This window comes from Pseudomonas sp. LARHCG127 (assembly GCF_052871455.1).
The window spans coordinates 88,427-100,172 of the sequence record NZ_JBIXJT010000011.1; the positions used below are offsets into that span (position 1 = coordinate 88,427).

Annotated in this window: 10 protein-coding genes; 5 read left to right on the top strand and 5 right to left on the bottom strand. The window is 62.7% G+C overall.

Annotation, left to right across the window (positions count from 1 at the left end; all coding sequences use genetic code 11):
* Positions 1–51: 51 nt before the first annotated feature.
* Both ACIPQ1_RS19295 and ACIPQ1_RS19300 read left to right on the top strand, forming a co-directional pair.
* On the top strand, positions 52–363 hold the full coding sequence (locus tag ACIPQ1_RS19295; protein WP_250961972.1) for an Mpo1-like protein: 312 nt from the start codon (positions 52–54) through the stop codon (positions 361–363).
* A 12-nt stretch (positions 364–375) separates the two neighbouring features.
* Positions 376–960, top strand: a complete 585-nt coding sequence (locus ACIPQ1_RS19300) for an HD domain-containing protein (RefSeq protein ID WP_446534621.1) — start codon at positions 376–378, stop codon at positions 958–960.
* 150 nt (positions 961–1,110) lie between these two features.
* Here ACIPQ1_RS19300 and ACIPQ1_RS19305 read toward each other — a convergent pair whose 3' ends face one another.
* Positions 1,111–1,929: a UDP-2,3-diacylglucosamine diphosphatase gene (locus tag ACIPQ1_RS19305; protein WP_411386797.1), complete on the bottom strand. Its 819-nt coding sequence runs from the start codon at positions 1,927–1,929 to the stop codon at positions 1,111–1,113.
* Positions 1,930–2,063: 134 nt separating this feature from the next.
* On the opposite strand from ACIPQ1_RS19305, the gene ACIPQ1_RS19310 reads away from it, so the two are divergent.
* Positions 2,064–2,813, top strand: coding sequence for a helix-turn-helix transcriptional regulator (locus ACIPQ1_RS19310; protein ID WP_250961975.1), 750 nt, complete (start codon positions 2,064–2,066; stop codon positions 2,811–2,813).
* Positions 2,814–3,079: 266 nt separating this feature from the next.
* Positions 3,080–3,970, top strand: coding sequence for a DMT family transporter (locus ACIPQ1_RS19315; RefSeq protein WP_446534622.1), 891 nt, complete (start codon positions 3,080–3,082; stop codon positions 3,968–3,970).
* Here the strand turns inward: ACIPQ1_RS19315 and ACIPQ1_RS19320 are convergent.
* A complete protein-coding gene (locus ACIPQ1_RS19320) occupies positions 3,964–4,251 on the bottom strand; it encodes a SelT/SelW/SelH family protein (protein WP_003199006.1) in 288 nt (95 codons plus the stop codon). The genes ACIPQ1_RS19315 and ACIPQ1_RS19320 overlap by 7 nt on opposite strands.
* Before the next feature lie 71 nt (positions 4,252–4,322).
* On the opposite strand from ACIPQ1_RS19320, the gene ACIPQ1_RS19325 reads away from it, so the two are divergent.
* Positions 4,323–6,512 carry a patatin-like phospholipase family protein gene (locus ACIPQ1_RS19325; RefSeq protein WP_250961978.1) on the top strand — a complete coding sequence of 730 codons (2,190 nt, stop codon included), beginning with the start codon at positions 4,323–4,325 and terminating at the stop codon, positions 6,510–6,512.
* Positions 6,513–6,683: 171 nt separating this feature from the next.
* Here the strand turns inward: ACIPQ1_RS19325 and ACIPQ1_RS19330 are convergent, their stop codons facing one another.
* The 3 genes from ACIPQ1_RS19330 to recQ form a co-directional block, all read right to left on the bottom strand.
* Positions 6,684–8,657 carry a FimV/HubP family polar landmark protein gene (locus ACIPQ1_RS19330; protein WP_446534623.1) on the bottom strand — a complete coding sequence of 658 codons (1,974 nt, stop codon included), beginning with the start codon at positions 8,655–8,657 and terminating at the stop codon, positions 6,684–6,686.
* A gap of 119 nt (positions 8,658–8,776) precedes the next feature.
* A complete protein-coding gene (locus tag ACIPQ1_RS19335; protein ID WP_003199001.1) occupies positions 8,777–9,211 on the bottom strand; it encodes a MarR family transcriptional regulator in 435 nt (144 codons plus the stop codon).
* Positions 9,212–9,328: 117 nt separating this feature from the next.
* Entirely contained in the window at positions 9,329–11,455 is a 2,127-nt protein-coding gene (gene recQ, locus ACIPQ1_RS19340) for a DNA helicase RecQ (RefSeq protein WP_446534624.1), read from the bottom strand.
* Between the last annotated feature and the right edge of the window lie 291 nt (positions 11,456–11,746).

Here is an 11,746-nt window from a genome sequence, read left to right on the forward strand (position 1 = left end):
TTGATAGCTCTAGACTTAAATATCAAAACAATAACCACAGAGTCAGCCGTCGTGGAAAACGCCAAACGATTCAATACCTTCGCTGAGTTCTACCCGTATTACCTCAGCGAACACAGCAACAGCACCTGCCGACGATTGCATTTCATCGGCACCTCCCTGGTCATCGTGATTTTCGTCATGGCCCTCGTCGCAAGTAGCGGGTGGCTGTGGCTCGCCCTGCCGGTGGCCGGCTACGGCTTCGCCTGGGTCGGGCACTTCTTCTTCGAAAAGAACCGTCCCGCCACCTTCCAGCATCCGCTCTACAGCCTATTCGGTGATTTCGTCATGTACCGCGACATGCTGCTGGGCAAGGTCGCGTTCTGATAAGGAGTGTCGATGAGCAACCACGCACGCTTCACCCACATGCAGGACGGCACTGCGCAAGATTGGGCGATCATCGCGGCCGACTTCAGCGCCTACGCCCGGCAATTGCCGGGCCGGATCCTGACTCACTTAAAACTGCTGGACGGCGATTTCGGCGGGTTCCCGGTGGATCGCCTGACCCACTCGCTGCAAACCGCCACCCGTGCCTACCGTGACGGGCGCGATGAAGAATACGTGGTCTGCGCCCTGCTCCACGACATCGGCGACACCCTCGGCACCTATAACCACCCGGACATCGCCGCGGCGATCCTCAAGCCCTTCGTCAGCGCCGAAAACTTGTGGATGGTGGAGAAGCACGGGATTTTCCAGGGCTATTACTTCTTCCATCACCTGGGCATGGACCGGCACCTGCGCGAGCAGTTTTTCGAACATCCGCAGTACCAGGCGACCATTGATTTCTGTGCGAAATACGACGCAGCGGCGTTCGATCCCGAGTACGACACACTGCCGTTGAGCTTCTTTGAGCCGATGCTGGAAAGGCTGTTTGCCGCGCCGAAGCAATCGATCTACAAGGCGGCGATGGCGGAGCAAGCCTGAATCCAACGGACGCAGGAAAACCCGTGGCGAGGGAGCTTGCTCCCGCTGGGCGCGAAGCGCCCCTCTTTTCCAGGGCTGCTGCGCAGCCAGCGGGAGCAAGCTCCCTCGCCACAAAAACACTATGTGGGCTTGCGAAACAGGCAGGCCGGCCTAGGCAGGCTCAGTCACTTTCAACTCAGCCTTGATCAACGCCTCCCGCGCCTGGGCGTCCGCCAACCGATACAACTCGATCGTTCCATCCCAATGCTCGATCAGCGCCGTGCAGGATTCGACCCAATCGCCACAGTTGAGGTATTCCACCTCGCCCACCATCCGCATCTCGGCATGGTGGATATGCCCGCAGACCACGCCATGCAATTCGCGCTTCACACACTCGTGGGCGATGGCTTCTTCGAAGTCGCTGATAAAGCTGACGGCCGTCTTCACCTTGTGCTTGAGGTACGCCGACAGCGACCAGTAACCGTAGCCATAACGGGCCCGCCAGTGGTTGAGCCAACGGTTCAGCGTGAGGGTGAATTCGTAGGCCGAGTCCCCGAGGAACGCCAGCCAACGGTGATAACGGGTGATGACATCGAACTGGTCGCCATGGATCACCAGCAGGTGCCGGCCATCGGCGGTGACGTGCACCGCTTCGTCCACCAACTGGATATTGCCCAGGATCAGCTTCGAATAGCGCCGCAGGAATTCGTCATGGTTGCCAGTGACGTAGATCACTTCGGTACCGCGCTTGCTCATGGTCAGCAAGCGGCGGATGACGTTGGTGTGGGCCTGGGGCCAATACATGCCACCGCGCAGCTTCCAGCCGTCGATGATGTCCCCCACCAGGTAGATCTTGTCGGCGTGGTAGCCCTTGAGAAACTGCGACAGGTGCTCGGCCTGGCAGTCCCGGGTGCCCAGGTGCACATCGGAGATCCACAGGGTGCGTACACGCTGCTTGCGGCTGGGTTTGGCGAGCTCGGCGCTGGTCATTGGGCAACCCTCTGATCGTTTTCGCCACTGTGCACCCCAGCGGTTAATGGCCTATGACAAACACAAGTCCATTGCATGACAGAGCCGGGCGTTGCCCCTCGGTGTATGCTGGCGGCCTGACACGGGAGACCGCGATGCGACCGATCCTCACGCTACGCCACTACAGCCACAACTTGATCGCCCACAGCCACGACCACGCGCAGCTGGTGTTCGGGTTGTCCGGCGCGCTGGACTTCGAGGTCGAAGGTCGTGGCAGCCAAGTGGTGCAACAAAGTTTCGTGGTGGTACCTGCCGGCGCCCATCATGGCTGTGGCAGCCCCCACGGCAGCCGCTGCCTGGTACTGGATGTGCCCAGTGACGACTGGGTCGGACAATGCCTGGGGGATCACGCCGACGCCAGCCGCCGCTTGCTCGACGACAGCGCTCGTCGGCCCCTGGACGCTGGGCAAAGCCAACTGGTCAGTTGGCTGGCGGGCAGCCCGGTGGACGATCCGGTGATCGCCCAGCAAGGCGCGGTGCTGCTCTTGGCGAGTCTCAATGGTGTTCACCAGGACACCCTCGGTGGCCGGCGCCTGCCCTACGCCGCGCTCAACGCCCACATCGACCAGAACGCGGCCTACCCGCTGCAAGTGGCGGACCTGGCGCGGGTCGCCGGCCTTTCCAGCGCCCGCCTGCATGCGCGTTTCATCGCCGAGTGCGGGCAAACCCCAATGGCGTACATCCGTAGCCGCCGCTTGCACCAGGCCGTGGCGTTGTTGCGGGAGTCGGACCTGCCCATCGGCGAGATCGCCCATCAGGTCGGCTACAGCTCCCAGAGTGCTTTCGCCGCGGCGGTGCTGCGGGAATTCGGCGCCACGCCGGGCACGCTGCGGCATCAGCGCTAGGTTCGCGCTAAAAATCGCTAGGATCGCGACAGACGCCACCCCCTCCCAAACGCTTAAATGCCTGTAGGAGCTGTGTAGGAGCTGCCGAGCGCAACGAGGCTGCGATCTTTTGATCTTTCGCTTGAGATTCATTTGATCTTTCGCTTGCGACTCAAGTGTCTGGGGAAAGATCGCAGCCTCGTTGCACTCGTCAGCTCCTACAGTCAGCTCCTACAGGGGATTGATGTTTGTCCGTCGGTTTTGGCTTATCTGTTGAAAGGATCGAAATGACACCTCGTACCGCCCTCGGCGCCCTGCACATTGGCGCACTCATGTTTGGCCTGACCGGTGTCTTTGGCAAACTCGCCGCGGCCTCGCCGGCGGTCATCGTGTTCGGCCGCGCCGTCTTCGCCGTGCTGGCCCTGGCGGTGTTTGCCCGGTTCGCCAGCCGCAGCCGCTGGCAGAAACTGCGGGCCCAGGATAGTCGGCGATTGCTGCTGGGCGGCCTGTTGCTGGCCGGGCACTGGGTGAGCTTCTTCATCGCGGTGAAAGTGGCCGGCGTGGCGATCGCCACGCTGGGGTTCGCCAGCTTCCCGGCCTTCACGGTATTGCTCGAGGGGCTGATCTTCCGCGAGCGGATTCGCGCCAATGAAATCTGGCTGGTGGTGTTGGTGAGCGTCGGCCTGGTGCTGGTCACGCCGAGCTTCGACCTGGCCAGCGGTGCCACCACCGGCTTGCTCTGGGCCGTGGCCTCGGGGCTGCTGTTCTCCCTGTTGTCATTGACCAACCGTGCCGGCTCCGCCCATGTGCCGCCGGTACAGGCCGCGCTGTGCCAGAACGTGGTGGTCGGGTTGTGCCTGCTGCCGGTGGCCGCGCCGCAATTGAGCGACGTTCGTCCCATCGACTGGTTGTGGATCGGCTTGCTCGGCGTGTTTTGCACCGGCCTGGCCCACAGCCTGTTCGTCGCCAGCCTGGCCGTGATCAAGGCCCGCACGGCGGCGGTGGTCTTCGCCATGGAGCCGGTCTACGGCATCGCCATGGCCTGGTGGCTGTTCGACGAGCGCCCGACGTTGCGCATGTTGCTGGGCGGCGTGGTGATCATCACGGCCATCGTGATCTCAAGCCAACTAGGCGGCCCGAAGAAACCGCGGGTGGAGACCCAAGCCGCGTCTCACTGAACCCGATCGTTGTGGCCCAGGTCCCGCTCCGGGTCGATCCGGTCGCGAACCCGCTGCTTGAGGACCTTGGCCTCGGGGAAACCGCCATCGGCCTTGCGCTCCCAGATCTGCGTACCGTCACAGCTGATGTGGAACACACCGCCGGTGCCTGGCACCAGGGACACTTTGCCCAGGTCGTCGCCAAAGGTGCTGAGCAGTTCCTGGGCCAGCCAGGCGGCGCGCAGCAACCATTGGCACTGGGTGCAATAGGTAATGACGACTTCCGGTTTGTGTTCGGTCATGGCGGGTGGACTCCTGGGTGCTAAGGCGTCGTTATAATACCCGCCTTCGATCGCCCGCCCCGAGATTGACGATGCGCCGCCTCCTGCCCCTCCTGCTTCTGCTGCTGTTGCCCCCTTTCGTCCAGGCTGTCGAAGCACCGCGGCCGAAAATCGGCCTGGTACTGTCCGGCGGCGCGGCGCGGGGACTGGCCCACATCGGTGTGCTCAAGGCCTTGGAAGAGCAAGGCATCAAGATCGATGCCATTGCCGGCACCAGCATGGGCGCGGTGATCGGCGGGTTGTACGCCTCGGGCTACAAGATCGACGAACTGGAAAAACTCGCCCTGGGCATCGACTGGCAACAGGCCTTGTCCGACGCGCCGCCGCGCAAGGACGTGCCGTTCCGGCGCAAACAGGATGACCGGGATTTTCTCGTGAAGCAGAAACTGAGCTTTCGTGACGACGGCAGCCTCGGCCTGCCCTTGGGGGTGATCCAGGGCCAGAACCTGGCCCTGCTGCTTGAAAGCCTGCTGGCCCATGCCAGCGATACGCGTGACTTCGACAAACTGCCGATCCCGTTTCGCGCCGTCGCCACTGACATCGCCACCGGCGAAAAGGTGGTGTTCGGCAAAGGCCACCTGCCCAAGGTCATTCGCGCCAGCATGTCGATCCCGGCGGTGTTCGCCCCGGTGGAACTGGACGGCCGGCTGCTGGTGGACGGTGGCATGGCCGATAACATCCCGTTGGATGTGGCCCGGGAAATGGGCGTGGACATGGCCATTGTGGTCGACATCGGCACGCCGCTGCGCACCCGCAAGCAACTGGTCACGGTGGTCGATGTGCTGAACCAATCGACCACCCTGATGACCCGGCGCAACTCTGAAGAGCAACTGGCGACCCTGAAAAAAGACGACGTACTGATCCAGCCGGCCCTGGCGAGCTTCGGCTCTACCGACTTCGGCCGTGCCCAGGAAATGATCGACGCCGGCTACCGCGCCACCCGCATACTCGACGCACGCCTGGCCCCTTTACGCCCGCCCGAGACACCCGACGCCGAACTCATGGCTGCGCGTACTCCCAGCGAGCGCACGCCGGTCATTACCGCCATTCGCGTGGAGAACGACTCGAAAGTCGGCGATGACGTGATCCGCTATTACATTCGCCAGCAGATTGGTGAGCCGCTGGACCTGGGTCGCCTGCAGACCGACATGGGTACGCTGTACGGTCTGGATTACTTCGAGCAGGTGCAATACCGCGTGGTTCACAAAGGCCAGGACCGTACGCTGGTAATCAGCGCCCGGGGCCGACGGACCGGCACCGATTATCTGCGGCTGGGGCTGAGCCTGTCGGACGACATGCGCGGCGACAGCGCTTTCAACCTGGGGGCCAGTTATCGGGTCAACGGCATCAATCGCCTGGGTGCCGAATGGCTGACCCGGGCGCAGATCGGCGACAAGCAGGAGTTGTACAGCGAGTTCTACCAGCCATTGGATGTCGGCTCGCGCTACTTCATCGCACCCTACGGGCAATTCGAATCGCGCAACGTGGAGTCCATCCTGGACAACGATCCGGTGGCCCAGTATCGCGTCGAGCGTTATGGCTTCGGGCTGAACGTGGGGCGCCAGATCGGCAACAGCGGTGAAATTCGCTTCGGTGTCGGCCAGGCCTGGGGCAAGGCCGATGTGCGCATCGGCGACCACGACCAGCCCAGCGAGAATTTCAACGAGGGTTTCTACGAGCTCAAGTATTCGTTCGACTCCCTGGACAGTGTGTATTTTCCCCATGAAGGGGAAGACATCGGCCTGAGCTGGCGCCAATACGAACCGGGGCTGGGCTCCGACCAACGTTACCGTCAATGGGAGTTCAAACTGGACAAGGCCCTGAGCAGCGGCCCGGACACCTTCATCCTGGGCGGGCGCTACGGCCGCACCCTGGACACCGCCGAGGTGGTGACGTCCAGCTTTGTGCTCGGTGGCGCGCGGCAATTGTCGGGCTTTCGCGAAGATGGAGTGTCCGGACAGAACATGAGCCTGATGCGTGCCGTGTATTACCGCCGCCTCACACCGCGGGCCTACCTGCCCTTGGACTTCCCGCTGTACATCGGTGGCTCGTTGGAGCGCGGCCGGGCCTGGAACAACGACAACGAATTCGACAGCGGCTACATCAATGCCGCGAGCATTTTCCTCGGTTTCGATACGCCGCTGGGGCCACTGAATTTCAGCTATGGGTTCAACGACGACGATGAACAGGCGGTTTACCTGAACCTGGGGCAGACGTTTTGAGGGGATAGATGCTTGCCTGGGTGGGATTGATCGCCTGACAGGCCGCTATCGCGAGCAAGCTCGCTCCCACACTGGATTCGGGATATACGTGAAATCCCTCTCCACCCAAGATCCCTGTGGGAGCGAGCTTGAACGCGAAGAGGCCGGTTGACTCGACATTCATTTACAACTTCAACGAATGCCCGCCAGCAGCACCCGGGCAGTCTCCTTGAGGGGTTCGTCGCCCTCTTCGAGCAACTCTTCAAGCAGGGTCACGGCGGTCTTCAGGTCGCCATCGTCGATGCAGTTCTGGGCCTGTTCCAGCTTGGCCGAATGTTCCGGGGGCTGGGGTTCGAGGGACAGGGTGTCCAGGGAAACAGGTTCGAGGGCCAGAGGCTCAAATTCCAGCGCCTGTTCTTCATCGGCAAAACCATCGAGGAAAGCATCGTCCAGCGACTCGGTTTCCAGGGGCGCTTCCCATTGCAGCTCCGGTTCGTCGAAACCTGAAAGCGACAACCCCTCGGTCGGGTCGTTAGCAAGGGGGACTACCGGTTTGTTTTCGGTGGAGGTGTCCTGATCATCGGCAAGGTCCCAACTGGTTTCCATGGACAGCGCATCCAGGTCCAGCTCGAACTCATCACGCGGCGCCTGTTCAGGCTCAGGTTCAACTTCAGGAGCCGGTGCCTGGGGTTCTGTCGGAGCCACTATCGGTGCGGTGATCGCGGCAACCTTGGGATAACGCCCACGAATGTCCTCCAGCGTCCCGGCATCGACCCCCTGTCCCAGCAAATGATTTTCCTGGGCCTGGAAACCGATGACATCGCCCTGCCTGCCCAGGACCTCCAGCAGTTTCAGGCCCAGGTCGGTGCGTTCAGGCTCCGCCAGCAACGCCGCGCGCAACAGCCCCGCAGCCTCGGTGAAACGGCCGTAGGTCAGGTAGATCCCGACGCCCTCCAGCACATCACCCAGGGGCGCATCGCCGTTATTGAACGTTGTCGCCGCCTCGGGGGGCTCCGTGTCGGGGATTGAGTCGAAGTTTTCGTCGCCCGCCTCCAGCATCGGCTCCGGGCGCTCTGCCATTGGCTCCAGCTCGGCCTGCTGCTGGCGCCGCCGAATGAACAGTAACAGCGCCAACATCCCCAACAGGGCTACCAACCCGACCACCCATGTCCAATTGATGCCCTCTGGCTCTGCAACCGGTTCGGTAACGGGGGATACGTCCGGGGCCGGCTCCGACGCAGGCTCCGCCGGTTGCGGTTGCGCCGACGCAACGGGGGCTGGAGCCGTCTCGGCCAGCCGGGCCTGCAATTCGCTGATCTGCTGGCGCTGCCCGGCGAGTTCCGCATCCTGGGCCTGGAGCCGCGCTTGCAGTTCCTCGATGGTCTTTTGTTGCTGCTGGTTTTGCAGCACGCTGGCGGCCAACTGCTCATCGGACGCGGCAGAAGCCTGGCCAGCGGTGGTTGCAGCCGATGTCGGCAGCACGGCCGAATCGGGCAACAACAGGCGTTGACCGATGGAGAGTCGGTCGCTGCCGGGATTCAAGGCCTGGATCCCTTGCACCAGTTCATTGACCGACGCGTTACTGCCGGCGTCATGCAGGCGCTGGGCAATGATCCAGGGGTTGTCTCCCTGCACGACCGTATAGCGCTTGCCCTGTACTGCCGGGGGCGGCTTGATGGCCGGGGTGGCCTGGCTCGGCGCAGGCTGCGCAGCCGTGGAAGGTTCGTCACGTTCCGGCACGATACCCGGTGAGCCCGGAGGGTCGAGCAGCACGGTGTATTCGCGCAGCAGGCGCCCATTGGGCTGATTAAGCTGCACCAGGAAATTAAGGAAAGGTTCCTCCACCGGTTTGCTGGAGGTCACTCGAATGAAGCTGCGCTCCCCGCGCAAAAACGGCGTAAAACGCAGATTATTGAGAAAAAACACCCGTTCCACGCCCGCACGACTGAAATCGTCCGGGCTCGCCAGGCTGGCCGACAGATCACCTTCACTGATCCCGGCCACGTCGACCAGGGCGATATCGGCACGCAACGGCTGGTTCAGGGCGGAATGGAGCGTGATCTCGCCAAGCCCCAGCGCTGACGCCAAGGCCGGAAACCCAAGGGCACCCACGACGATCGACACGTTGACCCAACTGCGCAACGTGGACTGCAAACTTTCAAGCATGGGCATCCCTTTCGATTACCAGAACCAACCTCGGCATAAACGCCCTCATTAGGAACGCTTACTACTGGTTATAGTTCGCTAACCGGCGAATCTCAAAAGTCTGACGCCAGGGATATACCTCAGGATTTTTCCAGATTGGCCAGGATCGTGCCATGGACCCGCATGCAGACGCGCATGTCGGCCTCGTCGACACCTTCGAACAGTTCCCGGCGCAATTGCGTGGCAATGGTTTCGATCTGTTCGATCAAGGGCAGGGCCGGTGCGCAGAGCACGATTTTCTTGGCCCGGCGGTCTTCTGCCACGGCCTGGCGCTGCACCAGCCCCTGGGTTTCCAGGCTGTCGAGCAAGCGGGCCAGGGTCGGGCCTTCGACCGCGACGCTCTGGGCCAATTCGCGCTGGGTCGGCGCCTGTTCGAAACGGGCCAAGTGCAGCAGCACCAGCCAGCGCGCCTGGGACAGGCCCAACCCGGCCAGGCGACGGTCCAGTTCGGCACGCCAGCCTCGGGACATCTGCGCCAACTGCATGCCAAAACGGTGTTGATCGGTTAACGGCATAAAAAACTCATCAGATCTGAAATAGAGAAAAACTAATTATTAGTCAGCTAAGCATGAGCTTTGGATTCAAGCAAGGCTGGCCTTGTACTGAATCGTTAAAGGAGCGCAACTCACTGATCAGACTTCAAATTCCGACTGCAATGCAGCCCTGACGCAGTACAGCACACCTTCAGGCACCCGTCCGACAAACAACGCGGCGACTTCGGACACTGGCGGCAACTCGCCTTCGCCATCCAGGAAAGCGTCCTGTACTTCGCCCATCAGCTCCTCGGGCAGATCCAGGGCCTGCTCCAGGGATAACTGCTGTTTGCCAATGGCCTCGGCCAGCATCGTGTAGACGTTTTTTTCCGAACATTGCAATTGCCCGGCGATCTGCACCGGGGTCATGCCGGCCCGAGCCAGGGTGATGAGCTCGTGGCGCACATCGGCCACCGCTTTCGGCGCTTCGGCTTCACCGCCCAGCACCTGGAGGAAGGCCTCGCCATAACGCTCCAGCTTGCGCGCCCCCACACCGCTGACCCGGGCCATTTCCGCCAGGGAAGTGGGCTGGCTGCGGAGCATTTCCAGCAGCGTGGAGTCGGGGAAGATGACGTACGGCGGTACGCCGTGTTCCTCGGCCAGCTTGCGCCGCAAGGCGCGCAAGGCTTCCCATTGCTCGCGCTCTTCGCCACGGACCAATTGGCTGGCCTGGCTCTTGCTGCTCTTGACTGCCGTTGCCGGCTTGAGGTCGCGGCGCAGTTCGAGGGTGACCTCGCCCTTGAGCAAGGGCCGGCAGGTTTCGGACAAACGCAAGCCGCCGTAGCCTTCCAGGTCGATGTCCGCCAGGCCACGGGCCACCAGTTGCCGGAACAATGAACGCCACTCGCCCTCGGTACGGGCCTTGCCCACGCCGAACACCGTCAGGTGCTGGTGGCCGAAGTTGCGGACCTTCTCGTTGTCCTTGCCCAGCAACACGTCCACCAGGTGCCCGACGCCATAACGCTGGCCGGTGCGGAAAATCGCCGACAAGGCCTGGCGGGCCGGTTCGGTGGCGTCCCAGGTTTCCACGCCATCGACACAATTGTCGCAGTGCCCGCACGGCTGGGGCATGTCTTCGTCGAAATAGGCCAGCAACGTCTGGCGACGGCAGCGGGTTTCCTCGCACAGCGAGAGCATGGCGTCGAGCTTGTGCTGCTCCAGGCGCTTGTGCCGCTCATCACCCTCGGAGTTCTGCAGCATCTGCTTGAGCATCACCACGTCTTGCAGGCCGTAGGCCATCCAGGCATCGGCTGGCAAGCCGTCACGGCCGGCGCGCCCGGTTTCCTGGTAATACGCCTCGAGGGACTTGGGCAGGTCCAGGTGCGCGACAAAACGCACGTTGGGCTTGTCGATGCCCATGCCGAACGCCACGGTGGCCACCATGATCAGGCCTTCCTCGTTGAGGAAGCGCTTCTGGTGGTAGGCCCGCAGGTCGTTGGGCAGGCCGGCGTGATACGGCAACGCCGGGAACCCTTGTTCACACAGGAACGCCGCCACTTCGTCGACCTTCTTGCGCGACAGGCAATAGACAATGCCGGCATCGCTGCGGCGCTCGGCGAGGAACGCCAGCAACTGCTTGCGCGGCTGCTCCTTGGGCACGATGCGGTAGAAAATATTCGGACGGTCGAAACTCGACAGGAACCGCTCGGCATCCTGCAAATGCAGGCGCTCGACGATTTCCTCGCGGGTGCGCTTGTCGGCGGTGGCGGTCAGGGCGATGCGCGGCACGTCGGGGAACAGTTCCGCCAGTTGCCCCAACTGCAGGTATTCACGCCGGAAGTCATGACCCCACTGGGACACGCAGTGGGCTTCATCGATGGCGAACAGGGCGATTTCCAGGCTCTGCAGGAACGCCAGCATGCGTGGCTGCACCAGGCGTTCCGGGGCCAGGTACAACATCTTCACTTCGCCGCGCTTGATCCGCGTCGCCAGGTCTCGCTGTTGCTCGGCGCTGAGGGTCGAGTTCAGCGACGCGGCGGCGACACCCAGTTCCTCGAGGGTCGCGACCTGGTCGTCCATCAGCGCGATCAGCGGCGAAACCACCACCGCCAGGCCGTTGCGCAGCAGCGCCGGTACCTGGAAGCACAAGGATTTGCCGCCGCCGGTGGGCATGAGCACCAAGGCATCGCCACCGCTGGCCACGCGCTCAATAATGGCACCCTGGCGGCCACGGAAACTGTCGTAGCCGAAGATGTCCTTGAGGACGCGTTGAGCCTGTTCGAGCATAGAAACTCCAAAAATCACCGAACCATCCCTGCAAGGCTGGTTCAGAATCACAAACGCTGCACCGGCAAATCGTAAGTGCGCGTTTCGAACCGGCGGGACGCCGCAGGGCATCGCAAAACGCGGCAGTATACCCGAGGCCTTCGTTGCAAAGGGGGCTGCTGACAAGAGGTGCTAGCGGCGAGTGTTGGACAACACCCAAACCTGTGGCGGGGGGGGGTTGTGGCGCGGGGGGGCGGGGGGGGCCGGGGTTTTTTGGGGGGGGGGCCCCCCCCCCGGGGCACGCGCCCCCGC

Coding starts and splice junctions, on each gene's coding strand:
- ACIPQ1_RS19300 (WP_446534621.1), top strand. CDS start 376: ATGAGCAACCACGCACGCTTCACCCACATGCAGGACGGCACTGCGCAA.
- ACIPQ1_RS19305 (WP_411386797.1), bottom strand. CDS start 1,929: ATGACCAGCGCCGAGCTCGCCAAACCCAGCCGCAAGCAGCGTGTACGC.
- ACIPQ1_RS19310 (WP_250961975.1), top strand. CDS start 2,064: ATGCGACCGATCCTCACGCTACGCCACTACAGCCACAACTTGATCGCC.
- ACIPQ1_RS19315 (WP_446534622.1), top strand. CDS start 3,080: ATGACACCTCGTACCGCCCTCGGCGCCCTGCACATTGGCGCACTCATG.
- ACIPQ1_RS19320 (WP_003199006.1), bottom strand. CDS start 4,251: ATGACCGAACACAAACCGGAAGTCGTCATTACCTATTGCACCCAGTGC.
- ACIPQ1_RS19325 (WP_250961978.1), top strand. CDS start 4,323: ATGCGCCGCCTCCTGCCCCTCCTGCTTCTGCTGCTGTTGCCCCCTTTC.
- ACIPQ1_RS19330 (WP_446534623.1), bottom strand. CDS start 8,657: ATGCTTGAAAGTTTGCAGTCCACGTTGCGCAGTTGGGTCAACGTGTCG.
- ACIPQ1_RS19335 (WP_003199001.1), bottom strand. CDS start 9,211: ATGCCGTTAACCGATCAACACCGTTTTGGCATGCAGTTGGCGCAGATG.
- recQ (WP_446534624.1), bottom strand. CDS start 11,455: ATGCTCGAACAGGCTCAACGCGTCCTCAAGGACATCTTCGGCTACGAC.